The 25,265-nt window shown below is 68.8% G+C and carries 21 protein-coding genes; 10 read left to right on the top strand and 11 right to left on the bottom strand.

Annotation, left to right across the window (positions count from 1 at the left end):
• Nucleotides 1–31: 31 nt before the first annotated feature.
• On the top strand, nt 32–1,861 hold the full coding sequence (locus ABZ717_RS23495; RefSeq protein ID WP_358514057.1) for an SPFH domain-containing protein: 1,830 nt from the start codon (nt 32–34) through the stop codon (nt 1,859–1,861).
• The gene (locus ABZ717_RS23490) at nt 1,862–3,316 is read left to right on the top strand and encodes an SPFH domain-containing protein (RefSeq protein WP_358514036.1); all 1,455 of its coding nucleotides are present in this window, start codon (nt 1,862–1,864) and stop codon (nt 3,314–3,316) included. It begins immediately after the preceding gene.
• Between the two features lie 98 nt (nt 3,317–3,414).
• Here the strand turns inward: ABZ717_RS23490 and ABZ717_RS23485 are convergent, their stop codons facing one another.
• The 3 genes from ABZ717_RS23485 to ABZ717_RS23475 form a co-directional block, all read right to left on the bottom strand.
• Nucleotides 3,415–3,603: a hypothetical protein gene (locus ABZ717_RS23485; RefSeq protein WP_067603490.1), complete on the bottom strand. Its 189-nt coding sequence runs from the start codon at nt 3,601–3,603 to the stop codon at nt 3,415–3,417.
• A 177-nt stretch (nt 3,604–3,780) separates the two neighbouring features.
• Entirely contained in the window at nt 3,781–4,437 is a 657-nt protein-coding gene (locus tag ABZ717_RS23480; RefSeq protein ID WP_358514034.1) for a hypothetical protein, read from the bottom strand.
• Between the two features lie 73 nt (nt 4,438–4,510).
• Nucleotides 4,511–5,086, bottom strand: a complete 576-nt coding sequence (locus tag ABZ717_RS23475) for a DoxX family protein (RefSeq protein ID WP_358514032.1) — start codon at nt 5,084–5,086, stop codon at nt 4,511–4,513.
• Nucleotides 5,087–5,281: 195 nt separating this feature from the next.
• On the opposite strand from ABZ717_RS23475, the gene ABZ717_RS23470 reads away from it, so the two are divergent.
• Both ABZ717_RS23470 and ABZ717_RS23465 read left to right on the top strand, forming a co-directional pair.
• Entirely contained in the window at nt 5,282–5,980 is a 699-nt protein-coding gene (locus tag ABZ717_RS23470; protein WP_358514030.1) for a ribonuclease HII, read from the top strand.
• A 136-nt stretch (nt 5,981–6,116) separates the two neighbouring features.
• Nucleotides 6,117–8,573, top strand: coding sequence for an AAA family ATPase (locus tag ABZ717_RS23465; RefSeq protein ID WP_358514028.1), 2,457 nt, complete (start codon nt 6,117–6,119; stop codon nt 8,571–8,573).
• Nucleotides 8,574–8,652: 79 nt separating this feature from the next.
• Here ABZ717_RS23465 and ABZ717_RS23460 read toward each other — a convergent pair whose 3' ends face one another.
• Nucleotides 8,653–9,885 carry an RNA-guided endonuclease TnpB family protein gene (locus ABZ717_RS23460; protein ID WP_358514026.1) on the bottom strand — a complete coding sequence of 411 codons (1,233 nt, stop codon included), beginning with the start codon at nt 9,883–9,885 and terminating at the stop codon, nt 8,653–8,655.
• Nucleotides 9,886–9,991: 106 nt separating this feature from the next.
• On the opposite strand from ABZ717_RS23460, the gene ABZ717_RS23455 reads away from it, so the two are divergent.
• Together ABZ717_RS23455 and ABZ717_RS23450 are read left to right on the top strand one after the other, a co-directional pair.
• Complete coding sequence (locus tag ABZ717_RS23455) at nt 9,992–10,717, top strand: nucleotidyltransferase family protein (RefSeq protein ID WP_358514055.1); 726 nt, start codon at nt 9,992–9,994, stop codon at nt 10,715–10,717.
• A 64-nt stretch (nt 10,718–10,781) separates the two neighbouring features.
• Nucleotides 10,782–11,579 (top strand): tyrosine-protein phosphatase, encoded by a 798-nt coding sequence (locus ABZ717_RS23450; protein WP_358514024.1) that lies wholly within the window; start codon nt 10,782–10,784, stop codon nt 11,577–11,579.
• A gap of 21 nt (nt 11,580–11,600) precedes the next feature.
• On the opposite strand, the gene ABZ717_RS23445 is transcribed toward ABZ717_RS23450, so the two are convergent.
• Both ABZ717_RS23445 and ABZ717_RS23440 read right to left on the bottom strand, forming a co-directional pair.
• Entirely contained in the window at nt 11,601–13,154 is a 1,554-nt protein-coding gene (locus ABZ717_RS23445) for a hypothetical protein (RefSeq protein WP_358514053.1), read from the bottom strand.
• Nucleotides 13,155–13,259: 105 nt separating this feature from the next.
• The gene (locus tag ABZ717_RS23440; protein ID WP_358514022.1) at nt 13,260–13,538 is read right to left on the bottom strand and encodes a hypothetical protein; all 279 of its coding nucleotides are present in this window, start codon (nt 13,536–13,538) and stop codon (nt 13,260–13,262) included.
• Between the two features lie 558 nt (nt 13,539–14,096).
• Between ABZ717_RS23440 and ABZ717_RS23435 the strand changes: the two genes are divergently transcribed.
• Nucleotides 14,097–16,151 (top strand): SpoIIE family protein phosphatase, encoded by a 2,055-nt coding sequence (locus ABZ717_RS23435; protein WP_358514020.1) that lies wholly within the window; start codon nt 14,097–14,099, stop codon nt 16,149–16,151.
• 193 nt (nt 16,152–16,344) lie between these two features.
• The gene (locus tag ABZ717_RS23430; protein ID WP_358514018.1) at nt 16,345–17,985 is read left to right on the top strand and encodes an RNA polymerase sigma factor; all 1,641 of its coding nucleotides are present in this window, start codon (nt 16,345–16,347) and stop codon (nt 17,983–17,985) included.
• A 275-nt stretch (nt 17,986–18,260) separates the two neighbouring features.
• Here the strand turns inward: ABZ717_RS23430 and yaaA are convergent, their stop codons facing one another.
• Nucleotides 18,261–19,055, bottom strand: a complete 795-nt coding sequence (gene yaaA, locus ABZ717_RS23425) for a peroxide stress protein YaaA (protein WP_358514016.1) — start codon at nt 19,053–19,055, stop codon at nt 18,261–18,263.
• A 123-nt stretch (nt 19,056–19,178) separates the two neighbouring features.
• On the opposite strand from yaaA, the gene ABZ717_RS23420 reads away from it, so the two are divergent.
• Nucleotides 19,179–19,865 carry a GNAT family N-acetyltransferase gene (locus ABZ717_RS23420; RefSeq protein WP_358514014.1) on the top strand — a complete coding sequence of 229 codons (687 nt, stop codon included), beginning with the start codon at nt 19,179–19,181 and terminating at the stop codon, nt 19,863–19,865.
• A gap of 90 nt (nt 19,866–19,955) precedes the next feature.
• Here ABZ717_RS23420 and ABZ717_RS23415 read toward each other — a convergent pair whose 3' ends face one another.
• A complete protein-coding gene (locus ABZ717_RS23415) occupies nt 19,956–20,183 on the bottom strand; it encodes a hypothetical protein (protein WP_067603379.1) in 228 nt (75 codons plus the stop codon).
• A gap of 498 nt (nt 20,184–20,681) precedes the next feature.
• Here ABZ717_RS23415 and ABZ717_RS23410 point away from each other — a divergent pair, with 498 nt between their 5' ends.
• Nucleotides 20,682–22,787, top strand: coding sequence for a DNA topoisomerase IV subunit B (locus ABZ717_RS23410; RefSeq protein WP_358514012.1), 2,106 nt, complete (start codon nt 20,682–20,684; stop codon nt 22,785–22,787).
• A 78-nt stretch (nt 22,788–22,865) separates the two neighbouring features.
• On the opposite strand, the gene ABZ717_RS23405 is transcribed toward ABZ717_RS23410, so the two are convergent.
• From ABZ717_RS23405 to ABZ717_RS23395, 3 genes are all read right to left on the bottom strand, one after another.
• A complete protein-coding gene (locus ABZ717_RS23405) occupies nt 22,866–24,008 on the bottom strand; it encodes a PLP-dependent cysteine synthase family protein (RefSeq protein WP_358514010.1) in 1,143 nt (380 codons plus the stop codon).
• Nucleotides 24,009–24,087: 79 nt separating this feature from the next.
• A complete protein-coding gene (locus tag ABZ717_RS23400; RefSeq protein ID WP_067603374.1) occupies nt 24,088–24,414 on the bottom strand; it encodes a tetratricopeptide repeat protein in 327 nt (108 codons plus the stop codon).
• 158 nt (nt 24,415–24,572) lie between these two features.
• Nucleotides 24,573–25,100: a carbonic anhydrase gene (locus ABZ717_RS23395; RefSeq protein WP_358514007.1), complete on the bottom strand. Its 528-nt coding sequence runs from the start codon at nt 25,098–25,100 to the stop codon at nt 24,573–24,575.
• Nucleotides 25,101–25,265 lie beyond the last annotated feature (165 nt).

Here is a 25,265-nt window from a genome sequence, read left to right as displayed (position 1 = left end):
TCCCTCAAGTTCCAGAATGGAGTACTTGCCTATGTCGTTCGCGCAGACAGTGCGCGGTGCGGCCGGTGCGGTGGCCCAAGGGGCGGATCCGCGTCAGGCCGTCTCCGACGCGGCCCAACAAGCGATGGGCCAGGGGTCAGGTCAGGGCGACCGGGGTTCCGGGCAGGGCTCGGAGGACGGGCTCGACCCCCGTGACTTCGTGGCCGCGCGCGAACAGGGCGCTTCCGTCGACACCCGCATCGAGCAGAAGACCACCTCGCTGAACACGGCGGGCGAGGCCCTCAACCGCAGCTACTACGAGCGGGGCCGCAGCGGTCCCGTCCACGTCATCTGCCCCATGGTGATCCCTCGCGGACGCACCTTCGTCACGATGCTGCCCGCCATCATCCTGGTGATCCTCGGTGTGGTCGGCACGGTCGTGTTCGTGGTGCCCGGCGCGGTGATGACCGACGCCAACCCGCTCCTGCACCCGTTCTTCGGCCTCCACTACTGGCTGGTCACCATCGCGATCAGCGCGTTCATGTGGTGGCGTCAGGGCATGGTGATGGTGCCCGAGGGCTGCCAGGCCATCGTCACCCGCTTCGGGAAGATGGAGAACCTCTTCCAGCCGGGTCGCGTCACCCTGTTCAACCCGTGGAAGCGCGTCTCCTACATCGTCAACACCAGGCGTGAGTACCCGTTCAACGCGCCCATCCGCTCCGCGCCCACCAAGAGCGGCGTCCAGGCCTCCATCGACCTGTTCGTGCAGTTCAAGATCGAGAACGCGGTCGACTTCGTCTACACCCTGGGTGGGGTCCCGGGTTTCCAGGAGAAGCTCAACAACGCGATCTCCGAGACCACTCGAAGCCTCATCTACGAGCAGGAGGCCTCGGCGATCTACGACATGGTCGGCGAGAGCACCCAGGGGCTCCTCGACTCCCTGAACCGTCAGTTCAGCGGCATCGTCGTTCTCACCAGCGCCAACATCACCCACGCCGAGCCCTCCAACCAGGAGTACCGGATGGACCTGGCGGCGCCGGAGATGGTGCGGGTGGCCAAGGACGCCTACACCTTCGAGTACGAGCTGCAGCTGCGCAAGGAGCAGAACGAGGGTGACCTGAACAAGGAGCTCGCCACCCTCAACGAGACGCTGTCGGCGATCCAGGCCGACATCGCCCAGTACCAGGCGCAGATGGACACCGCCTTGGAGCGCGAGACCAACCGGGCCCGTTCCCTGGCCCACCAGCGTTTCGTGGAGGCCGAATCCGAGGCCAACGCCAACGCCGCCCTCCTGCAGGCCCAGGCCCTGGACATCCGCGCGGTGTCGGCTGCCGAGGCTCCGGAGATCCTCAACTACCGTTTCCGGGAGAACCTGCTGGACAAGCTGGAGTCGGTCGCCGACAGCCTGCCCCAGGTCCTGCGCATCGGTTCCGGGGACGCCGCGAGCGTCGACTACCTGCGCATCGCCCAGGAGATCATCGGTCAGGCCGACACGGCCCTGTTCTCCGCCGAGGACATGGCGGAGATCCGGGGGCGTCTGGGTGACATCCGCGGGCGTATCGCCCAGCGTCAGCAGGAGATCGACGAGATCGTCGAGGACGAGTCCGGTGAGCGTCGGGGACACGGCGCCGAGGACCCGGGTGAGGACCTTGTCGAGGAGATCCGTCAGTCGGTGAGCGAGGACGCGATCGGTGATCGTCTGTCCGAGACGAACACCGAGGAGGCTGCGCCCGAGACCGCGGAGCCCCAGGCTCCGGTCGACGCTCCGCCGCCCTCCGGTACGCCCTACCACCAGTCCCCGCCGCCCCAGCAGACGCGGCACCCGCAGGACCCGCCGTTGCCCCCGTGGTCGCAGGGCGGTCAGAACCCGGGAGGTCAGTAGATGAGTGAGTCCTTCAACCCCGGTGGCGGCTCCAACATCAAGGAGTCCCTCGCCTCATGGAGCGACCTCGCCGGCCTGCTGCGCGGTGGCGACCAGGGCGCGATCGTCCCGGTCGTCATCCCCCGCGACAACCGTGGTCTGCGCTGGATGGTCCTGGTGTGGTTCGGTCTGTTCGCGCTGCTGTCGGCGCTGGTCATGACCATCCACGCGGTGGCGGGTGGTATCGGCGGCGGCATCTACGGCGCGCTGGCCGTACCCACCCTCCTGGTCGGTGTGCTCAGCATCGCGGCCGCGATCCTGTGGTGGTGGCGTGGATCGATCGTCGAGATCGAGGAGGGCACCACCGGCATCCTCACCAAGTACGGCGCCTTCGCGAAGAACATCGGCCCCGGCCGCCACTACCTGTGGCACCCGTGGGCGCGCGTGGACTTCGTGGTGGACACCCGGACCGAGATTCCCTACACGGCTCCGGTCCTGGCCTGCCCCACCAGGGAGAACGTGCCGCTGAAGTCGATCGAGTTCTTCCTGAAGTTCCGCATCGACGAGCCGTACGCGTTCGTCACCACCATCGGCGCGAGCAACTTCGACCTGGTGTTGTCCAGCGCGGTGCAGGACGCCATCCGTCAGCGCAGCCGGCTGGTCAACACCGAGTCCGCCTATGACCTGCGCGGTTCCAACGTGGAGGACATGCGTCGCCTGCTCAACGAGCAGCTGCGCAAGTACGGCGTGGTCATCACCGGTTGCAACATCCCGGACGTGCAGCTGCCCAGCCAGTACCAGCAGCACCTGGCCACCCGGGAGCGGGTCGCCAAGGAACTGGTCGCCTACGAGCAGGAGTGGGAGCTCACGCGTAAGCGTCGGATCGACACCCTGCTCATGGACATCGAGCGGTCCAAGAAGACCCGTGACGCCAAGATCGTCGAGGTCAACGCCTCCCTCAACAAGGCGCGCAAGGACGTGGCGCAGATGCTGGAGGAGCAGGAGACCGAGGCCCAGCGGGTGCGGTACGAGATCGAGACGCGTGGTCGCGCGGACCTGGTGGCGGCCGAGAACGAGGCCAAGGCGCAGGAGCGTCTGGCCACCGCCTACCGGGACAACCGGGCGGTGCTGGAGTACGAGCTGGCCCGTCGTCGCCTGGACGTGGGCGCGGTCCTGGCCGAGCGGGCCCCACGTCCGGTCGTGGTGCAGACCGAGGCCGGCTCGGGGGATTCCTCGACGTTGTCGACGCTGCTCACCGCCCAGCTGTTGCCGCAGGTGATGGGCGGCGGTCAGGGTCGGCGGCCGGCGGTCTCGGGCGGTGCCCAGGACGCGTTGGACTCGGCTCAGGGCGCGGTGGCCGCGGCGGCCGCCCGCCAGCAGCAGATGTCGGAGGAGTACCAGCAACAGCAGGACACCGCGATGCGTCAGCAGTTCGAGCGCGGTGAGGGGTACGGCAAGCAGGGGCGTCGCCGCTGATCGGTCCCCGCCGAAGAGGTGAGGGCCCCGCGGTCGTGGTCGAGTGCCACGTCCGCGGGGCCCTTCGCCGTTCGAGTGTGGCCCGAGGACGTTCCGGCTCAGGACGCGGGGGACAGGGCCGCGTAGCCGGCGATGTCGATTCCGTGTCGGGCTGCGATCTCCACCAGGTCTTCGATCTCACCGGCCTGTGACGTCGCCAGGTCGTCGTCCCCGATGGCGTGGGCGCGCCGCAACGCGGTGATGGAGTCGTGGAGCCGTAGGTGCAGGGTGAGGACGAACTCGCGCATGGACATCTCCTCGGGTGAGTGCGGCGAGGGAGAACCGAAGGGGGTTCCCCAGGGGGCACCACCATCCCTACAGGTCCCGGGTGAGAGTCCGGTTGGACGCGGACAGGAACCGGCAAAGAGGAGGGTAAGAGAACGGCCCCGGGGTGGTCCCCGGGGCCGTCACCGCGATGATCGTGGTCAGTGGTCGACCCACACGTACCAGTCATCGGACACACGCTCGTAGATCCGGGATCCCTGACCGGGGACGAACACCCCGACGGGGAGCTCCTCGGTGCTGTGGGCCAGACCGGCGGGCTGGAAGAGCCCGGCGCCCTCGATGGCGTAGTGGGTGACGTCGTCGTCCTGGGACACGCTGCGCAGTGGGTACATGCCGGTCCACTCGCCGTTGCGGGAGACCGCGGTGGCCACCCCGGTGTCCTCGCGTAGTTCCAGGAGCTGGTCGGTCGAGGCGCTCACCCGGGTCTGCAAGGGGACGTCGGCCACGGCCAGGCCGATGGCCACGAACGCGATCAGTGGGGCGCTCACCCAACGCAGCCGGTAACGGCGGATCATCGGACGGGCGACGGCGAGCGCGATACCGAGTCGCAGCGCGCCCATGCCGGCCAGCAGCAGGCCACCGACGAGGCCGATGATGAACGTGGGCAGGTGCCCGGCGGGCACGCTGTCCTCGAAGAGCAGGACGAGCCCGACCAAGGCGCAGGCCGGGATGTAGAGACGACCGGGCGGTCGGGAGGCCCAACCGATCAGGCGTTGCCCCAGCGTCTGTTGCTCCGCGATCTCGATCAGCTTGGCCACGGACCCGTCGGGGTTCGGACCGGAGGCTGAGGCGGACATGGCGTTCCCCCCACCGAATCCTGGTCATGGCGACGCGGCGGGCGTAACGGCACTGGGGCGTGAACGGGCCGCGTCACATTCGATACGGCCGACGTAGTGCGGCCTGCTCCACAGGATAGAGCAGTGGAGGGGCGTGTTCGGGGCGTCGGTGAGAAATCGCGGGAGCTTTCCCACGCGCCGTCGATGTCGTACCTCCCGCGCCTGGTCGAGGCGCGGACCTTCCGGCACCCAGGACCAGATGGTCCCAGGACCATCGTCCCCCGGACATCGCCATGAGCACGCACACCGCCGTGACCAGCGCGGTCGCACCCCAGGAGTCGAACGGGGACAGGTGCTCCGTGCCCGCGCCGAGGGTGCCGACGACGGCCGCGAGGGCGAGCGCGGGGCCGGTCAACCATGTGAGCAGACCCACTGCGAAGGAGACCGAGAACGCCACGAGCAGGGCGGGCACGAGTGGGGCGAAAAAGGTGAGCGGGGTGAGTCCGGAATCGGAGAGGCGTTCGGCGACCAGGTGTTCCCGGCCGCGCAGCGACAGTCCGAACTCGGTGAACAACCAGCCCACGCCCACGCGGGTCACCGCGGCGGCGACGTCGTAGAGGCGTCCGCGGGCCCAAGGCGGGGGAGAGGATCGGGGCCTGCCCTGTTGCATGTCCATTCCTTCCGGGCGACCGGCGGTGGCGACAAGCGGAAACTACCCAAGGTGACCACTAATGACCGACTGTCATGGCCGGTGGGTCGCGCAAAACCCGCCGGAAAACCCCGACGACCCACGACGGCGGGGTTTCGGCTCCTCCCGGAGGCGCGGAAAACGGACCGGGAGGTGGGACGCCCTAAGGTGGAACGCGTGCCGACGACTTCCCGAAAGCCCAGCCCCCCGCCCGCCCCCACCCTGGACGTGGAGAACGAGCTTCACGCCGCGGGTGCCCGTGTGGTGGCCGGAATGGACGAGGTGGGACGTGGGGCCTGGGCCGGGCCGCTCCTGGTGTGCGCGGCCGTCCCCGGAGAGGGCGAGCCGCCCGCCGGACTCACCGACTCCAAGCGACTCACCCCCAAACGCCGCCGGGAACTGGCCGCCGAGATCGAACCCTGGGTCGCCGACCACGCCTTCGGTTGGTCCTCACCCGCCGAGATCGACCAGGTCGGGATGACCGCGGCCCTGCACAGGGCGGGCCGTCGGGCCCTGGACGCCCTCGACCCCCGACCCGACGCCGTCCTCCTCGACGGCAGGCACGACTTCATCGGTCGACCCTGGCGGGTGCGAACCCAGGTCAAGGGCGACCTGACCTGCGTCAGCGTGGCCGCCGCCGCCATCCTCGCCAAGGTCCACCGGGACGCGCTCATGGCCGAACTGGCCGCGGACCACCCCGGTTACGGGTTCGAGAAGGCCGCCGGTTACCCCTCACCCGTCCACCGCGCCACCCTCGCCGAAGCCGGACCCACCCCCCAGCACCGGATGAGCTGGTCCTACCTGGACGCCCTGCCCCGCTGGCGTCACCTGCGGGTGATCCGACCGGTCTCGGACGGCGCCCTGCCCCTGTTCTGAACCTCCACCGACCGGCCCACGACACGCGGTCCCGCACTGGACATCCGACCCCCGATGGGGCAAGGCTGTTCTTTGCCCACACCCTCCGGCCCACCCCCGGGCCGTCCAGGCGACCCCCACGCAGGAAGGGGCACGGATGACGCGCGAGACGAGCCCCGCCGCGACGCGGGCGGCGCCACCCTCGGGGTTGGACCGCCTACGCGCGGCCTACCACCGTGTACCACCGGGCCGCCGTCTCGTGGCGGCACTGGTCCTGGTCACGGTGGCGGTGGTCGTCGCCTTCGTGCTGGGCGTACCGGTGTTCCCGGTCCTGGTCGGTACGGTCTTGGCCCTCATCGCCTTCAGCGCGTTGATGAGGTCCCTCGACGCGTTCCTCACCGTGCTGGTCGGAGTGGTGTGGCTGGCCATAGCCGTGCCCCTGTTCCAGATCCCCTTGCCGGCCAGACCCGTGGTCCTCTTCGTCCTCCCACTGCCCCTGCTGGTGACCCTGGTCGCGGGCCGCGCCCGCGAGTTCCCCGTCTGGCACACCTGCCTGCTGTCGCTGACCGCGGGACTCATCATCGGTTTCTCCGTGGCCCTGTTCGGCATGGTCGTCGAACCCTTCCCCGGTGAGGCCGGGATCGCCGCGCTCTACGTCGCGGCGGGCGCCTGTCTACTGTGGCGACTGCTCGCCTCCAACCAGGTCATCAAGGAGAGCCGCGAGAACGACCGCAAACGCGCCGAGGACGGAACCCGGGCGAGGAAGGCCACCGGATCCGGTGGAACGAACGCTCAGGCCCCGTCACTGCGCGGCCGTGCGGCCGACACCTCCGGACGACGCGCCGCCAAGGGCGACACCGGGGAGGACGACGAACCCGTTCCGGTCGACCAGGCGCTGGCCGAACTGGAGGACATGATCGGCCTGGACCCCGTCAAACAGCAGGTGCGGGGCCTGGCCGCCTCCATCGAGGCCGCCCGCCTGCGCGCCGACGCCGGGCTGAACGTCGAACGGCCTCTGCGCCACCTGGTCTTCTCAGGGCCACCCGGAACCGGCAAGACCAGCGTCGCCCGCACCCTCGCCACCATCTTCCACTCCTTCGGGTTGTTGCCCACCTCTCGTGTGGTGGAGGCCCACCGCGCCGACCTGGTCGGTGAGTACCTCGGCGCGACCGCGATCAAGACCAACGAGCTCATCGACGGCGCCATGGGCGGCGTTCTCTTCATCGACGAGGCCTATTCGCTGGTCAACGAAGGCGACGGTCAGTCCGACCGGTTCGGCAACGAGGCGGTCCAGACGCTCCTCAAACGCGCGGAGGACGACCGGGACGGTCTGGTGATCGTGCTCGCCGGCTATGACAAGGAAATGGACGCGTTCTTGGCCTCCAATCCGGGTCTGGCCTCGCGTTTCGCCACGCGCATCACCTTCCCCGGCTACAGCGCCGACGAGTTGTTCCGCATCTCCGAGCGCCTCGTCACCGCCCGCGGGGACTCCCTGGACACCGAGGCCGCCCGTACCCTGCGTCGCCGCTACGACCAGACCGTCCAACGACAGGCCGTGGACGAACTCGGCAACGGCCGCTTCGCCCGCTCCATGGTGGAGAAGAGCTGCCAGGCACGGGACGTGCGGGTGGTCACCGCCGGGGTGGGCGGCGACGAACCGGTGCCCCGGCCCAGCGCCGACGACCTGGTCACCGTGCGCTCGGTCGACGTCGAGGCCGCCTACACCGAACTCACCTCCCGTCTGCCCGGCTTCGGTGAGGCGCCCGGGTTGGAGGAGGCCATGGCCGAACTCGACGACATGATCGGTCTGGAGCCGGTCAAGGAACAGGTGCGTTCCCTGGTCGCCCAGCTCCGTGTGGCCCGGCTGCGAGAGGAACAGGGCCTGCCGCACCAGCCGCCACTGCGTCACCTGGTCTTCACCGGCCCTCCCGGTACGGGCAAGACGACCGTCGCGCGCGTCCTGGGCCGGGTCTTCGCCGCGCTCGGGATGCTCGGCCGCGCCGAGGTCGTGGAGGCCCAACGCGCCGACCTGGTGGGTGAGCACCTGGGAGCCACGGCGGTCAAGACCAACCGGCTCATCGACAGGGCCCTGGGTGGCGTGTTGTTCGTCGACGAGGCCTATTCGCTGGTCAACCCCGGCTACAGCGGCGGCGACGCGTTCGGTGCCGAGGCCATCCAGACCCTGCTCAAGCGCGCCGAGGACGACCGCGACCGGCTCGTGGTGGTGCTGGCGGGCTACACCACCGAGATGGACCGTTTCCTGGTCTCCAACGCCGGCTTGGCCTCCCGGTTCAACGTGCGGGTGCGGTTCCCCTCCTACTCGGCCGACGAGCTCTCCGAGATCGCCGACACCGTGGCGGCGGGCACCGGCGACGTCTTCGACGACGTCGCCCGGGAGGATCTGCACAGCATCTTCACGCATGTGTGCGAGGCCGGGTGGATCGACGAACTGGGCAACGGCCGTTTCGCCCGTTCCCTCTACGAGGGCGCCTGTTCCCACCGTGACCTGCGGGTATCCCGGGAACTGGGGGAGTCGGCCACCGCCACCGAGCTGACCGTGATCACCAGCGACGACGTGCGCCGCGCCTACTCCGACGCCACCCAACAGAGCTGAGGAACGGTCGGAACGGCGGCTGCTACTGTCCAGTACTTGACTTCCTCCTCGTCTTAAAGGACGAGGATTTCGGAACCACCTACCGGTGGTTCGAGGCTTTCGCCTCGTCACGGGTCGCCCCGTGGCCTTCCTGTTTCGACGCCGGTCGCCTCGTCCGGGAGGATTCCCGTCGAGGTCTCACATCGGCTCCACAGGCGGATGCCGCCTGCCCGGCGGCCTTGAGGTTGATCGCCGCGTTCACATCGCGGTCATGTGTGACGCCACAGTGCTCACACGTCCAGGTGCGCACGTTCAACGGCAACCGGGCACGCACCTGCCCACACCCGGGGATCGAGCACAGCCTGGTCGAGGGGAAGAACCGGTCCACCACGACCAAATCCCGCCCATACCAGTGGGTTTTGTACTCCAACATCGTGCGGAACTCGCTCCAGGCCGCGTCCGAGATGGCCCGGGCCAGGGTGCGGTTCTTGACCAGGTTGCGCACGGTCAGGTCCTCGATCACGACCACTTGGTTTTCGCGGACGAGTCGAGTGGTCAGCTGGTGCAGGAAGTCCTTCCTGCGGTCGGTGATGCGGGTGTGCACCCGCGCCACCTTCTTACGGGCCTTGGCCCGGTTCGCACTGCCCTTGGCCTTGCGGGACAGGGACCGTTGCGCCTTGGCCAGGCGGGCCCGATCCCGCTGTTCGTGCCGGGGGTTGGTGATCTTCTCCCCGGTGGACAACGTCACCAGGGACGTGATCCCCGCATCGACACCGACCACGCCCTCAGACGCCGGGGCGGCCTCAATGGTGTCCTCGCACAACAACGATACGAACCAGCGCCCCGCCGCGTCCCGCGAGATGGTCACCGTGGACGGCGAAGCACCATCCGGGAGGGGACGCGACCACACGATGTCCAACGGCTGGTCCATCTTGGCCAGGGTGAGCTGCCCATCCCGGTAGCGGAACGCGCTCGGGGTGTACTCCGCCGAGGCCCGTGACCTCTTCTTCGATTTGAATCGCGGGTAGCGGGCGCGTCCGGCGAAGAAGTTTGAGAACGCCCCTTGCAGGTGCCGCAGGGTCTGTTGGAGCGGGACGGAGGAGACCTCGGTGAGAAAACCCAGTTCGGTGGTCTTTTTCCAACCGGTGAGCAGGGCCGAGGTCGCGGAGTAGCCCACCCGCTCCCGGTGCTGCTCCCAGGCCTGGGAACGGGCGGCCAACGCTTTGTTGTAGACCAGGCGCACACACCCGAACGTGCGCGACAGCTGCGCTGCCTGCACCTGGGTGGGGTAGAAACGGTACCGAAAGGCCCGCTTCACGGTCTTGCTCGCCATAACCGATAGTCAACCAGCGTGGCCACGAGCACGTATCTGAAATGGAAAAGGAGCAGGGTGTTTCTTCCTCGCCCTGAAGGACGGGGTGTCCACACCCGACAATCCGATGACCGCCTCATCTGCATCCAGCCAAACCCCCGTCACGCAGGCACTGATCCTCGCCGGCGGACAGGCCACCCGGTTGCGGCCCTACACCGACACCCGCCCCAAGGCGATGGTGGAGGTGGCCGGACGGCCCATCATCGACTACCAACTCGAATGGTTGTCCTCGCACGGCGTCGAGCAGGTCGTGGTGTCCTGCGGCTACAAGGCCGATGTCCTGCGCGAGCACCTGGAGGCACGCACCGAGGGCCCCGAGATCACCCTCCTGGTGGAGGACGAGCCGCTCGGTCGCGGTGGCGCCCTGCGTTACGCCGCCGGCGGGTTGCGCGATCCGGAGGCTCCCTACTTCGCCCTCAACGGCGATGTCCTCACCTGGTTCCCGCTGGACGAACTGACCCGCCGGCACCGGGACAAGGGCGGTCTCGCCACACTGGCGCTGTCGCGGTTCCGCACCACCTGGGGCATCGTCGACGTCGACGACGAGGACCGTATCGAGGGGTTCACCCAGAGCCCGCTGCTGCCGGTCTGGATCAACGCGGGCGTCTACCTGTTCGAGCCCGGCATCACCCCACTGCTGCCGGCCAAGGGCGACCACGAGTCCTCGACCTTCCCCGAACTGGCGGAGGCCGGCAGGCTCACGGCCTACCGCATCGAAGGGTTCTGGCGCGGTGTGGACACCGCCAAGGACGTCAAGGAGGCCGGGGCCGAGATCGAGGCCCTGCGCCCCTGAATCCTCCGCGAGCGACCGGAACCCATCCGGCCGTCGCACCCCGTGCCGCGAGGGCGTCGGGGAGGTGGGTATCGTCTCGAACGTGACGAACGACGGTTTCCTCCTCCCCAGTGCCCCCAACTTCCGTGACCTCGGCGGCCACCGCACGAAGGAAGGCCGCACCGTGCGTTCCGGGTTGCTCTACCGCTCGGACGCGCTGCACACCCTCACCGAGCAGGAGCGGACCGCCTACGACGGCTTCGGTATCCGCCAGCTCATCGACCTGCGCAGCTCCCACGAACGCGACCGGCTCCCCGACCTGATCCCGGACGGCGCCGAGTACGCGGCGATCGGCGTGCAGAAGACCGACTCGGCCGGCGCCAACTTCATCGACCTGTTCGCCGATCCCGAGCAGGCCCGCGTCGCGTTCGGCGACGGTGCGGCCGAGCGCTACATGTACGACGTCTACCGCGGGCTGGTCACCGACACCGAGGCCCTGGACGGCTACCGCGACCTGGTCGAACGCGCCGCCAAGGGGCCGACCGCGCTGGTCTTCCACTGCAGCGCGGGCAAGGACCGCACCGGTTGGGGCGCGGCGCTGCTGCTCACCCTCCTGGGCGTGGAGCGGGAGGTCGTGACGACGGACTACGTCGCCAGCAACGATCGTCAGGCCGCCACCGACCACTGGATGCGACTGCTGTCCCAGGAGAGCGGTCTGCCGTGGGAGGACATCGAGCCGATGACCCGGGTCAAGCCCGACTACCTGGACAGCGCGTTCGGCATCGTGGACCAGGAATACGGGTCCTTCGACGGCTACGTCGAGCGGGGACTCAAGCTGTCGGGGGGAACGATCGAGAACCTCAAGGTCCGCATGCTCGCCTGATCGACGCGCGCCGCGCCTCGGTCACAGGGCGTCGAGGCGGCGGCGCAGGTCGTTCTCGCCGGTGGCGCCGAACAGCGCCTCGGTCAGATGGGTGAGCACGGTGGGGCGGTCCAGGCCGCGATCCAGCATCCGCCGGGCCGCCGCCCACAGGTTGGCGGGACGGCCGTCCCACAGGCGCTTGGCCAGGCGCTCGTGGCGGTCCAGCTCCTTCTCGCGCTCGGGATCGGTGCCCTGCACGGGTCGGTACCAGCGGTCCTGACCGGTGGAGTGGTGGCGGCCGCTGTGCGGGGCCTCCTCGTACTCGGCGAAGTGGTCCAGGCGCAGCAGGGCGCGACGGCCACGGGAGGTCGACGGGTCGAACTCGTCGGGGGCGTCGGTGATCAGCTCACTGGCCAACAGGGGGAACGCGAACATCCGGCGGGCCAGGGACCTGAAGTCGCCGTCGGGCAGCAACCGGCGCACCGCCCCCTGTCGTAGCCCGAGGGGGCGGGCGGGGTCGCGGTAGGTGCGGGCGAACTCCGCGGTGGTCTCCCACACGGTGTCCAGGGCGGCACCGACCGCGACGTCGGGCAGGTCGTTCTGCGCCCCGGCCCAGCGCACCCACGCGGCGAGCACGTGCGGCATCGCCTCCTGTTCCTCGGGCAGCAGTACCACCCGACCGGGCAGCCAGTGCAGCAGGAACGACTCGACCTTGCGCGGGCTGACCCGCAGCGGGCGCCCGGAGTCGACGTCGCAGCCGTAGGTGATGATGTGGTCCGCGCACCGGCTGGCGGCGTAGGAGTCGGACAGCTCGGCGGCCTGGTCCGAGGCGAGGAAGCGGGCCGCCAGGACCGCGCGGCGGTCGCGCCGCCACATCGGCTGGTGCGTCCTGCCCTCGGGCAGCCGCTTGATGCGGGACGCGGCCAGGGCGAAGTGGGCGGCCAGCGAACCACCGGTGAGGTCGGACCGTGAGACCCCGACGGGGTTGTCGACCTCCCCGGTCACCACGCTCTCGGTGCGCTCCAGCGCGCGGAGCAGGAGCGCCCGAGCCTGGGGCAGGGGCGACTCCTCGAACCGGGCGAAGTCATCGGTGCGCGCGCGTTCACGGCACTGCGCCAGGAGCCGGTCCACCTTGGTGGTCACCCACGCGTCGCGCAGCAGGCCGCCGCTGTTGTGGTCCAGCACGAGGATGAGGGCGTGCTCGGGTTCGCCGGAGTCACGGGCGTACACGCACACCACGTCGTCGGTGTCACCGAAGCGGTCGCCGTTGACGTAGGCGGCCACGGGGGTGACCTCGCCCAATTGGGAGGCCCAGGCCGGTGCGTGCAGACCCCGCTCGCGCAGCGCGATCATGCCCTGTTCGGCGAGGTCGCGTTGGGAGGCCGAGGTGCCCAGCGCGGTGATCGCGGCGAGTACCCCCAGCCCGGCGGGTTTCCCTGAGGCCGTGGCGTGGGTGATGAGGCCCTCGCCGAGCAGCCGTTCCACGTCCACCCCGGGGACCCGTTGTCCCCACCAGGAGCCCAGCAGCTCACTGAAGGACAGCTCGGCGTCCAGCGGGTGGCGCATGGCGAGCAGCGCTCTGGCCGCGCGCAGCATTTCCTCGAACGCTGCGACGGGAACGTCGGGTCCTGTGGGTGGGGGCGTAGCGGAGGGCACGCTCCGAGCGTATGCCAGTCGGCGGCAGGAGGTGCCCTCGTCGGGTCAGCGTGGTTCGGGGATCGCGCGGCGACCGGTGAACAGTGTGGTTCCCGGACGTCGTGGGGTATGTCGCGAGGGCGGCACGGACTTCACCATCGCCTCCAAGTGCTCGCGGGCGACCCTCTCGACGAGGTGCGGTGTGACCGGGAGGCCCAGGTGTTCGGCACATTTCCAGGTGTCGCTGACGCAACGTTCCACGCATCGGTGGGACAGCGCGCTGAACTCGTCATGAAGCCTTGCCGAGATCCGACTGAGATCCTGGACCGGGAAGGTCTGGAGCATTCTTGCTCACACCCCTAGCTGAAGATGGTCTGGACGGTGACCTCCACCTATTCCACTTGTTCTGAAGCGACTGTCAACCTCTCGCGCGGCACGCTGTTGATAAAACCTCGGGGAGGTACCGTTTACCCGAGACGCGTCACCCCCGCGGGCCATCACCATGAAATGGACGTTTCGGACATATAACGGTCCTGTTCCAGAGAGTTCTCCGTAAGTCGGTCGGCGTCTGGAATTATGGGAGAACACGCCAGTGAGACCCCCGGTCGACTGTGTGCACGGCGTCCGGTGGCCTACTATTTACCTTCCGTGCGCAACCGTGCCCCCGAAGCCACGGACGTTGCGTGCGCAGAGCCGTGTCTTATGCTTGAGCCGTGACAGCGGCCGAGAGGAGTCATTGAGCGTGCCTCCTGGGAGCCGCGGAGCCCCCCGAACGGAATCGGCGTCGCGCGCCCCGCGCCATAAGCGTCATCGAACACGGACGGCGGGCACGGTGCGCAAGGGACCACGTGGTCCGAGAACAGCCCCGATGGGGATTCCAACGGCTCCGGAGGTGTCGAGCAGTTGAGCGCCGAGACGTCCATTCCCCCTCCCCGAATCAATGTGGCGGAACTACCGGACGCTGTGCAGACCCTGCTCACCGAAGCTCCCATCGGGTTCGCCCTGCTCGGACCCGATGACGTCTTCGGTTCGATCAACCCCCGCATGGCCGCCGTCTTCGGCAGCACCCCCGAGCGCTGCCTGGGGCGTACACCGGGCCAGGTCCTGAAGGATGGTGGTGACGCCTCCGGCGCCGCCGCCCAGGCCGAGTCCGTGGCATCGGTGCGAGAGACCGGCCGGGCCGTGCGCGGCCACCACCGCACCAGCGAGGGCCAGACCTGGGACCTGACCTGGTTCCCGGTCAACGATCCGGTCGGCGGTGACGAACACATCGCGCTCATCGGCGCCCGCGACCACGAGGACACCGCGCACCGAGGCGAGCGGCGCCTGCGCGCCCTGTTGCAGGCCGGCAATCAGATCATCTGGGCGGCCGGCCCCGGCGGCGAGGTACACGAGGACTGCCCCCAGTGGCGCACCCTCACCGGACAGGACCTTGAGTCCTACCTGGGCCACGGTTGGCTGGACGCCGTCCATCCCGACGACCGTCCCCGCGTTGAACGCGCCTGGGACGACGCGGTCCTGGACGTGACCCCCTTCGACGCCATGTTCCGCGTCCGCACCCGCTCGGGCGGCTACGACCACTACCGTGCCCGGGCCAACCCGGTCATGGACGGCGCCGAGACCGCCGAGTGGGTCGGCACCCTGGTGGACATCACCACCGAACGCGAGGCCGACGAGCTGCGCCAACGGCTCAACCAGCAGCTCAGCGAGGCGGCCATGCGCACCGCCCGGCTGCAGAAGGCCACCTCCGACCTGGCAGAGGCCCTCACCGCCGAGGAGGTCGTCCAGGCCATGTCCGAGATCGGCCGCTCCGGAGTGGGCGCCGACCACACCTCCCTGGCCCTGTTCGACCGGGACCGACTGCGCCTGCGCATGCTCTCCGCCGACGACTGCCAGGGGTTGCCGCGCAACGGGTTCTCGCTGGACTACCCCGACATCGCGGCGCTGGCCGTGGCCGGTCGCGTGCCCCGACTGGCCGCCGGCCCCGCCGAACTACGCGAACTCCTCGACGACGCGCCCGAGGTCGAGGAAATCCTGGAACGCACCGACGAGCGCGCCTGGGTGGCGCTACCGATGATGGCGGCGGGCCGCCCCATCGGCGCCCTGCGTTTCTCCTTCACGTCCCCGCGCGAGGTCACCGACGAGGAACGCGTCTTCCTGGAGGCGCTCGCCGGACAGTGCGCCCTGGCCATCGGCCGGGCCATCGTCTACGAACGCGAACACGGCACCGCCGAGGAGCTCCAGCGCAGCCTGCTCCCGGAGGAACTGCCCGAGGTCCGCGGTGTGCGCCTGGCCGCCTATTACCGGTCGGGCTCCCAACACGTGCAGGTGGGCGGCGACTGGTACGACGCCTTCCCCCTGCCGGACGGCCGCGTCGCCGGGGTCCTCGGCGACGTCATGGGCAAGGGCATCCCGGCCGCCGCGGGAATGAGTCGGATCCGCAACGCGTTGCGCGCTCTGGCGTTCTCCATGCCGGAGCCGGCCGACGTCCTGACCGGACTCGACCGCATGTTCTCGGCCACGGAGGGAATGGATCAGGTAACGACCCTGGTCTACTTCGTCTTGGACCCGGTGACCGGACAACTCGACCTCAGCAACGCGGGCCATCTTCCCCCGCTGGTCGTCGCCGGTAACGCCGGGCCCTCGCTGTTGGAGACCGAGCCGGACACACCGCTCGGGGTCAGCTCCACGAGAGGTCACCACAAATTCTTCGTCCAACCCGGTAACACCGTCGCCCTCTACTCCGATGGACTGGTTGAGAACCGCAAACGATCGGTCGACGCGGGACTCGACGAGCTGGTCCAGAAGGCGGCTGATGCCCGGCCCGATGTGGTGGGCGATCCACAGCAGATGCTGGAGTACCTTGTTGAGAGCATGCTCGAAGGGTATGAGCAGGACGATGATGTCACTCTGCTCGCCGTTCAGCTTCCGGTGATCGATTCGGTGTCAGAGCGGTAGACCGTACTAACAAGTCCATTGCCTTGCTTACAGTGAAGAAGCCGCCGCGCCCCATGAAGCGGGGGTGACCCCGGCTTCCCGCCCAGTGGGGAAGATCCCTGGCCGCAGGTGGGAGAGGGTGCAGTACCCGGTCCCGGCCATCCGGACCACCGGGTCCGACGAATCTCGCCACACGTCCGTTCGAGAGGTGTTTGTGTCATCTGCCAGTTCGACTCGCTCGAAGCAGTCCGAGTCACTGCAAGAGCCCGTCATTCAGCAGCTGATCGAGCGTGGGCGGTCCCAGGGCTTTCTTGAGCCCGAGGACGTGCGCCGTGCCTTCGAAGAGGCCGAAATCCCGATGTCGCAGGCGCAGTCGGTGCTCCGCAGCCTCGCGAAGGAGGGTGTGACCGTACTGGTTCCGGAGTCGGCCTCCTCCCGGCGCAAGACCACGCGGCGTAAGACCACCACGTCTCGGTCCAGCACCACCACCCGCTCGACCAGCAAGCCCGCGCGCGCCGCGGCGGCCGCCCAGGAGCAGCCGGAGACGGTCACCGCCGTCGTCGACTCCGAGGAGACCGCCGAGAAGAAGCCCGCGGCCAAGAAGGCCACCGCGAAGAAGGCGGCCACCCCCAAGAAGGCGGCCACCAAGAAGACCGCGGCGGCCAAGGCCCCGGCCAAGAAGGCGGCGACCAAGAAGTCCACCAAGAAGGACCTGGAGCTGGCGCCCGACGCCGGTGACACGGCCGATGAGGGCCTGGACGACGACCTTGAGCACACCGGCGCCGAGCTGGAGCTGGTCGAGGACACCCCGGACACCGATTCCGTCAAGCCGACCAAGCCGGAGACGGTCGGTGCCCCGGTCAAGTCCGGCAAGGACGACGATTCCTTCGTCCTGTACGACGATGACGACGACGCCCCCGCCGCCCAGGTGGTCGCGGCCGGTGCCACCGCGGACCCGGTCAAGGACTACCTGAAGCAGATCGGTAAGGTGCCGCTGCTCAACGCCGAGCAGGAGGTCGAGCTCGCCAAGCGCATCGAGGCCGGCCTGTTCGCCGAGGAGAAGCTCTCCGAGGAGGACGACGTCCTCACCTTCGAGCTTCGCGACGAGCTGGAGTGGATCTCCGAGGACGGAGGCCGCGCCAAGAAGCACCTGCTTGAGGCGAACCTGCGTCTGGTGGTCTCCCTGGCCAAGCGCTACACGGGTCGCGGCATGCTGTTCCTGGACCTGATCCAGGAGGGCAACCTCGGTCTGATCCGCGCGGTGGAGAAGTTCGACTACACCAAGGGCTTCAAGTTCTCCACGTACGCCACCTGGTGGATCCGTCAGGCGATCACCCGCGCGATGGCCGACCAGGCCCGCACCATCCGTATCCCGGTGCACATGGTCGAGGTCATCAACAAGCTGGCCCGCGTGCAGCGTCAGATGCTCCAGGACCTGGGCCGCGAGCCCACCCCGGAGGAGCTGGCCAAGGAACTCGACATGACCCCGGAGAAGGTCGTCGAGGTGCAGAAGTACGGTCGCGAGCCGATCTCCCTGCACACCCCGCTGGGCGAGGACGGCGACAGCGAGTTCGGTGACCTCATCGAGGACTCCGAGGCGATCCAGCCGGGCGAGGCGGTCAGCTTCACCCTGCTCCAGGAGCAGCTGCACTCGGTGCTGGACACCCTGTCCGAGCGCGAGGCCGGTGTGGTCTCCATGCGCTTCGGGCTCACCGACGGCCAGCCCAAGACTTTAGACGAGATCGGCAAGGTCTACGGGGTCACCCGTGAGCGCATCCGGCAGATCGAGAGCAAGACGATGTCGAAGCTCCGTCACCCGTCGCGTTCGCAGGTGCTCCGCGATTACCTGGACTAGTCGGTCGGCCCAGGAACGGACCACAGCCGTGGACTGAGACAGCGAAGGCGCGCCCTCCCTCGGGAAGGCGCGCCTTTCGTTTTCTCATGCCCGGCCCGCTCACGGGCGTGTGGCGACCCCCGCGTGTCCCTCGCGTAGCGCCGGGCTGTTCAATCCCCCGCACGGAGTCCGATCTCCATCCGATGGGTTCCATGCTGCCCCACGCACTGTAGGTGTGGCATAAAATCCACCTGGTCCGATTTCGTGCACGCTTCGGTCGAGTGGAGCACGTACCGCTAATCCCGGACCACCACGTCCATCGTGCGTGCGGTGCCCGGCTTGGCGGCCTGCTGGAGCTCGATGGTGTGGCCGAGGTCGCGTAGCGCCGTCACCAACTCCTCGGGGGTGCGGGCCTGGACGTTCTCGGTGATCAGGATCCGGGCGACGTCCCCGCGGGTGGCCTTGGCCATGTGGCTGACCACGGAACGCTTCACCCGACCGTCCACCTCGCGTTCGCGCAGGACCCGCACGGCCACGGTTCGTTCGGCGGTTTCACCGGCCGGCTTGAACGCCGCGGCGTAGGACGCCGAACGGCAGTCCACGAGCAGACGTCCCTCGGCGAGTTCGCCCAGCGGGTCGGTGAGCGCCTTGCGCCAGTAGGCGCCCAGACCACCCAAGGGCGGCAACCTCACACCCATGGACAGACGGTAGGGCGGCAGGTGGTCGGCCGGGCCCACCACCCCCCACAGCCCGGAGAACACCAGGATCCGTTCGCGTACGCGGGCGTCGTGTTCGGTGAGCAACCCGGGTAGTCCCAGACGGTCGTAGAGCACCCCCGTGTACAGGTCCGCGGCGCGCAGGGTGGGCGCGGTGGCCAGGTCCAGGTTGCGCTTGAGCGCTTCGGTCTGTGAGACGGACAGCCCCAGGACCTCGCGGGCCGTGTCCTCGGGGCCGGAGCACAGTTCGTGGAGCGCCGCCATGACCCGTTCCCGATCCGCGGCCAGCCCGGGCAGGGTGAGCGCGTCGACGTCCAGGCGTGGACCGTCACCGGAAGTGGCCTTGCCCTCGGAGGGCGGGAGCAGGATGAGCATGGATGGTTCTCTATCTTCTGGATCGTGGACGCCTGGGGGCCTGGGGAACCCGCACCCATGCTAGATCGTGCCCCGAGGCCGGTGGATAGGATCCGGTACTCGGCGACGGGTGAGGAAACGAACATGCACGCTTGGGCGGCGAGAGTGTCCAGGGATTGGCCCCCGTTCCAGGTCCAGAGCCGTGGAGGGTGGCGGTTCGGGGTGGCCGACGGCGTCACCAAGCGGGCCAACTCCGCACTGGTGGAGGACCTCGACGCGGACGTCGCGGAGGTCACCGCGTTCTACCGGGAACGAGGCCTGACCCCCTGCGCGCAGGTGTGGCCGGGGCAGGAGAGTGTGGACGGGCGACTGGCCGAACACGGTTACGAGACCGTGGAACCCAGTCTGGTCCTGGCCCGTGACCTGGACGAACGCCCCGACGGTCCCGGACGCACACGGATCACGGACCGCCCCACGAAGGAATGGGTCGAACCGTTCGCGGGTGACGACCCGTCGTGGGCCGAAGGGGTGGCGCGCATCCTGGGAGGGGTGACCGCGGCGTACGGCGTCCACGAGAGTGGGGACGGCCGTGGCTGCGCGGTGCTGAACGGGGATTCGGTGGCGATCTGCGCGATGGTCACCGCGCCGGAGGCCCGAGGGCGGGGAGTGGCCCGGACGATCCTGTGGGACCTGCTCACCCGGGCACACGACGAGGGCGCCCGGAACGCCTACCTGTGCGTGGTGGCCGGCAACGGGCCGGCGCTGAGCCTGTACCGGGGCGCCGGGTTCGTCGAGGTCTGCCGGTACCACAACCGGGTGCTCACGAGATGAGGCCGCACGCGCCCCGACGCACGATCGACCCGGGAACGACGACGGCGGCCCCCTCGGGAGCCGCCGTCATCGCAATCGTGCTCGTTGTGGCTAACGCTCATCCCCGCCGCTGTTCTCGCTCTCGGTGAGCTTGCTCGTCTCGTCCTGGATGTCCGAGGCGATCTTGCGGATCGAGTCGTCGTGTTTGCGCATGTGGTGCGCACAGAACAGAAGCTCACCGCCGGAATTCAGCAGTACCCGGACGTAGGCCTGTGCACCACAGCGGTCGCAACGGTCGGCAGCCGTCAGCGGCTGAGTGGGGGCAAGGGTTCCAGTCACTTCGCCATCCTCAATACTCGGCGTTAGTCACCTCTGACAACATCTAACCCGACCCAGACGTTCCCAACCTGATCCCGTGTACGCCGACAGCGGAATCCGCCCGGTTCGTGTCTGGAAGATGCAGAGTGGGGCCTTTCTGTTCCGACGTCTTGTCTCCTCCTCGTTGTACCCATCGGTAGGCCCTGGCTATCCCCGGAAATCGGGCGTATCCAGGTCGCAACCGTCAGAGGTGGTAGTCTCGCGCGGGGCAGGCCCGACCGATTCCCGACTCCGTCGGTGGAGCCGGTCGCAGCGCTCCCGGCGGCGACGTCGGGGAGGCGCCCCTTTCTCGGGGAAGACACGACCGGGGAAGACACGACCCCACCCATACGGCCCGCGTCACGACACAGCCTTCGGCCCGTCGTAACCTGGCCCCTTCAACCGTCGGTGCGGCGCGGTACAAAGGGCACACGCCGCATCAGCGCCCCCGATGGCCCACAAGACGCAGGAGATGTCCGAGTGACCGCCTTGACCGCAGCCGTCCACGACCCCGAGGATTACTCCGCCCGGCACCTGTCGGTCCTCGAGGGCCTCGAAGCGGTTCGCAAACGGCCGGGCATGTACATCGGGTCCACCGACAGCCGTGGCCTCACCCACTGCATGTGGGAGATCATCGACAACTCCGTCGACGAGGCGCTGGGCGGCTACTGCGGACGCATCGACGTGACGCTGCACGCGGACGGTTCCGTCTCCGTCAGCGACGACGGTCGCGGTATCCCGGTGGACATCGAGCCCCGGTCGGGGATGCCCGGTGTCGAGCTGATCATGACCAAGCTCCACGCGGGCGGCAAGTTCGGATCCGGCTCCTACACCGCCTCCGGTGGTCTGCACGGCGTCGGCGCCTCAGTCGTCAACGCCCTGTCCGCCCGGGTGGACGTCGAGGTCGACCGGCAGGGCCACACCCACGCCATAAGCTTCCACCGCGGCATCGCCGGACGGTTCGCCGGTGACGGCCCCGACGCCGAGTTCACCCCGGTCTCCGGTCTGGAGCAGGTCCGCAAGGTCGCCAAGAAGATCACCGGCACCCGCACCCGTTTTTGGCCGGACTCCCAGATCTTCCTCAAGGAAGCCGAGATCGTTCGGCAGAACCTGCTGGACCGGGCCCGCCAGACCGCCTTCCTCGTGCCGGGGCTGACCATCGCCGTGCGCGACGAGCGGACCGAGGGCGACCCCGTCTACACCGAGGAGTTCCGCTTCGACGGCGGGATCAGCGAGTTCTGTACCTTCCTGGCACCCGACGACGCCGTCAGCGACGTCCTGCGCATCCAGGGCACCGGCAACTTCAACGAGACCGTCCCGGTGCTGGACGAGTCCGGCCACATGGTGCCCGCCGACGTCCAACGCCGGCTGGACGTGGACGTGGCCCTGCGCTGGGGGACCGGCTACGACACCAACGTCCGCTCCTTCGTCAACGTGATCTCCACGCCCAAGGGCGGCACCCACATCAACGGCTTCGAGCGCGCCCTGGTCCGGGTGATCAACGACCAGTTGCGCGCCACCAAGCTGCTGAGGAACAGCGACGACCCGGTCACCAAGGACGACACCCAGGAGGGGCTCACCGCGGTCGTCACCGTACGGCTGCCCGAACCCCAGTTCGAGGGGCAGACCAAGGAGATCCTGGGCACCTCCGCGGCCTCCCGGATCGTCTCCCAGGTGGTCGGTCAGGGCGTGCGAGACTTCCTCACCTCCACCAAGAAGACGGAGAAGGCCAAGGCCCGCCTGGTCATGGAGAAGGTGGTCGGTGCGGCCAAGGCCCGCCTGGCCGCCCGCCAGCAGCGTGAGACCCAGCGCCGCAAGAACGCGCTGGAGAGTTCGGCCCTGCCCGCCAAACTGGTGGACTGCCGCAGTGAAGGACTGGAGCACAGCGAGCTGTTCATCGTCGAGGGTGACTCGGCGCTGGGCACCGCCAAGCTGGCCCGGGACTCGGAGTTCCAGGCGCTGCTGCCCATCCGAGGCAAGATCCTCAACGTCCAGAAGTCCTCGGTCGCGGACATGCTCAAGAACGCCGAGTGCGCCGCGATCCTCCAGGTCATCGGGGCCGGTTCGGGGCGGACCTTCGACATCGACGCCGCGCGTTACGGCCGGATCATCCTGATGGCCGACGCCGACGTCGACGGCGCCCACATCCGCTGCCTGCTGCTCACCCTGATCTATCGGTACATGCGCCCCATGCTGGAGGCCGGTCGGGTGTTCGCGGCCGTGCCGCCGCTGCACCGCATCGAGCTGACCAACGTGCGGCGCAAGCGCGGGGCCAAGCCCGAGGACCGCTACATCTACACCTACTCCGACGCCGAGCTCCAACGCACCATGCTGGACCTGGAGAAGCGCAAGATCTCCTGGAAGGAGCCGGTGCAGCGGTACAAGGGTCTGGGTGAGATGGACGCCGACCAGCTCGCCGAGACCACCATGGACCCGCACCACCGCACCCTGCGCCGGATCCGGGTGGAGCAGGCAGAGGAGGCCGCGTCCGTGTTCAACCTGCTGATGGGCAACGAGGTGGCTCCGCGCCGCCGGTTCATCCAGGAGGGCGCCCAGGAACTGGACCTGGAGCGCATCGACGCCTGACAGGCCCGTGAACGTCAACGGGGCCCGCGCCGTGAGGGAAGACCTCCGGCGCGGGCCCCGTGGCGTTCGATCGTCGGCTCAGGGTGTCTTGGGCGGCTCCCACACGCCCTCGGCGAGGAACCGGTCGATGGCCGCCCGGTACGGGGTGGGGTCCAGACCCCTCTCCGACACCCACTCGTCGTTGTAGTAACTGTGCAGGTAGCGCTCGCCACCGTCACAGATCAGCGTGACCACGCTGCCCTTGCGACCCTCTCGACGCATCCTGGCGATCAGGTGCCACACGCCCCACAGGTTGGTGCCGGTGGAGCCGCCCGCGCTACGTCCCGTGAGGTCGTTGAGGTGGCGCATCGCGGCGATGCTCGCGGCGTCGGGCACCGGCATCATCAGGTCGATCACCGACGGGACGAAGCTGGGTTCCATGCGAGGCCGCCCGATGCCCTCGATCCGCGACGGCATGCCGGTGGCGTAGTCGTGCGCCCCGGTCACCCAACCGGGGAAGAACGCCGAGTTCTCCGGGTCCACCACCGCCAGCCGGGTGGGCAGCCGCCGGTAGCGGACGTAGCGGCCGATGGTCGCCGAGGTGCCGCCGGTGCCCGCGCCCACCACGATCCACTCCGGGTGGGGGTGGCGTTCCATCGCCAGCTGTTCGAAGATCGACACGGCGATGTTGTTGTTGCCCCGCCAGTCCGTGGCGCGCTCGGCGTAGGTGAACTGGTCCATGTAGTGGCCGCCGCTCTCGGCGGCCAGCCGTTCCGCCTCGCTGTACATCGCCGGCGGATCGTCCACGAAGTGGCAGCGGCCCCCGTAGCGCTCGATGAGCGCGATCTTCTCCGGGCTGGTCTTGCGCGGAACCACCGTCACGAAGTCCAGGCCCAGCAGCTGCGCGAAGTAGGCCTCCGAGACCGCCGTCGACCCGGAGCTGGCCTCCACGATCGTGGTGCCCTCGGTGATCCACCCGTTGGCCAGTCCGTACAGGAACAGCGAACGTGCCAGCCGGTGCTTCAGACTGCCGGTGGGGTGCACCGACTCGTCCTTCAGGTACAGGTCGATGCCCCACTCCGGGGGCAACGGGAACACGTGCAGGTGGGTGTCGGCCGAACGGGTGTCGTCGGCGATCACCTTGCGCACCGCCTCGTCCGCCCAGGACCGGACGCTGTCGGAACATCGATCGACCCAGGGGACGTCCTCGTCCGGGGTCTGTTCGGGTCGTTCGGGAGCCATGTCCGCAGCCTAGCCCCGACCGGTGACGGACACGACGAAGGGCCGGACGAGGGTGGGTCCGGCCCCGCGAGTGCTCCGATCAGTCCAGGGACCCCCCGGACATCACCGCGTACATCCGCCTGTAGGTGGCCGCCTCCTCATGGCGGTTCTGCCGTTCCAGGGTGCGGGCCAGCGCGATGTGGGCCCAGTTGTCCACGGGGTCCAGCTCGATGAGCTTGCGAAAGGTCGCCTCGGCTCTGTTGAGCTGTGCGGAGTAGAAGTAGGCGCGACCCAGCAACTCCAGGAGGGAGAGGCTGCCGGGTTCGTTCTCCACCACGGGCTCCAGGATGCGGGCGGCGTAGATGGGATCGCCCAGATCCAGGAAGATGCGGGCCTGGTTGAAGGTGTCGTAGGTGCTCTCTGCCACGGTGCTCCTCTCGACGCCACACCGGACAAGGCACAACGATCCGCGGAAGGGACCGCATTCCCGCCGGGGTGGACGGGCGGGCGTGGGCCCGGTGCCGGGAGGCGGCCGAGGTCCCCGCGCCCACTGGAGTGATCCCCGGTCTCGGCGGCCCCGACACATCAAAGGCCGGTGGGGGAGACCCTGCCCGTGTCCACGTCGTAGATCGCGCCCGTCACCGGCAGCCCTTCGGGCAGCAGCGGGTGGTGCCGGATCCGCTCCAGGTCGTGCCGGAGAGCGCCCAACTGGTCGTTGTCGGTGTGGAACTCCAGACTGCGGGTGTCCACCCCGTACTCGTCCATGATGTGGTCGTGGACCATCTGGTCGCCGGTCACGGAGGCCATCTTGCAGCGGGTGTGCGGCAGGATCAGCACGCGGTCCACCCCCAGCAGGTACACGGCCAGGACCAGGGTGCGCAGGGTGTCATCGGTGACCCGGGCGCCCGCGTTGCGCAGGATCTTGGCGTCGCCGGGCTCCAGGCCCAACATCTCCAGTGGTTCGATACGTGAGTCCATGCACGTGACCAGGGCCAGGCCACGGGCGGCCAGCGGCTTCAGACCGGCCAGCGAATAGTTCTCGGCGTAGGCGGCGTTGGCGCCGAACACGTCGTCGAAGGGCCCCGGGGCAGTGGCGTCCTCGTTCACGCTCATGCGTTCTCTCTCCCTAAGTGGATGGTCGCAGGGGTGCGGGCCGTACACGGAGTCGAATCCGTGTACGGCCCCCCCCACCGGGCCACCAGGGGCCAACACAGGTGGCCCGAAAACCGGAGAGGGCAGTACCCGAACCACCGGGGTGAATGGGGGGGGGAGCGCCAC

Source organism: Nocardiopsis sp. NPDC006832, from assembly GCF_040635885.1.
In the GTDB taxonomy this organism is placed as follows: domain Bacteria; phylum Actinomycetota; class Actinomycetes; order Streptosporangiales; family Streptosporangiaceae; genus Nocardiopsis.
Note: the sequence above shows the minus strand (reverse complement) of the source record. Positions and strands in the feature narration are given on the sequence as shown.

What these genes read in the sequence shown, in the direction of transcription:
- ABZ717_RS23495 (WP_358514057.1), top strand. Translation starts at nt 32, where the DNA reads ATGTCGTTCGCGCAGACAGTGCGCGGTGCGGCCGGTGCGGTGGCCCAA.
- ABZ717_RS23490 (WP_358514036.1), top strand. Translation starts at nt 1,862, where the DNA reads ATGAGTGAGTCCTTCAACCCCGGTGGCGGCTCCAACATCAAGGAGTCC.
- ABZ717_RS23485 (WP_067603490.1), bottom strand. Translation starts at nt 3,603, where the DNA reads ATGCGCGAGTTCGTCCTCACCCTGCACCTACGGCTCCACGACTCCATC.
- ABZ717_RS23480 (WP_358514034.1), bottom strand. Translation starts at nt 4,437, where the DNA reads ATGTCCGCCTCAGCCTCCGGTCCGAACCCCGACGGGTCCGTGGCCAAG.
- ABZ717_RS23475 (WP_358514032.1), bottom strand. Translation starts at nt 5,086, where the DNA reads ATGCAACAGGGCAGGCCCCGATCCTCTCCCCCGCCTTGGGCCCGCGGA.
- ABZ717_RS23465 (WP_358514028.1), top strand. Translation starts at nt 6,117, where the DNA reads ATGACGCGCGAGACGAGCCCCGCCGCGACGCGGGCGGCGCCACCCTCG.
- ABZ717_RS23460 (WP_358514026.1), bottom strand. Translation starts at nt 9,885, where the DNA reads ATGGCGAGCAAGACCGTGAAGCGGGCCTTTCGGTACCGTTTCTACCCC.
- ABZ717_RS23455 (WP_358514055.1), top strand. Translation starts at nt 9,992, where the DNA reads ATGACCGCCTCATCTGCATCCAGCCAAACCCCCGTCACGCAGGCACTG.
- ABZ717_RS23445 (WP_358514053.1), bottom strand. Translation starts at nt 13,154, where the DNA reads ATGCTGCGCGCGGCCAGAGCGCTGCTCGCCATGCGCCACCCGCTGGAC.
- ABZ717_RS23440 (WP_358514022.1), bottom strand. Translation starts at nt 13,538, where the DNA reads ATGCTCCAGACCTTCCCGGTCCAGGATCTCAGTCGGATCTCGGCAAGG.
- yaaA (WP_358514016.1), bottom strand. Translation starts at nt 19,055, where the DNA reads ATGCTCATCCTGCTCCCGCCCTCCGAGGGCAAGGCCACTTCCGGTGAC.
- ABZ717_RS23420 (WP_358514014.1), top strand. Translation starts at nt 19,179, where the DNA reads ATGCACGCTTGGGCGGCGAGAGTGTCCAGGGATTGGCCCCCGTTCCAG.
- ABZ717_RS23405 (WP_358514010.1), bottom strand. Translation starts at nt 24,008, where the DNA reads ATGGCTCCCGAACGACCCGAACAGACCCCGGACGAGGACGTCCCCTGG.
- ABZ717_RS23395 (WP_358514007.1), bottom strand. Translation starts at nt 25,100, where the DNA reads ATGAGCGTGAACGAGGACGCCACTGCCCCGGGGCCCTTCGACGACGTG.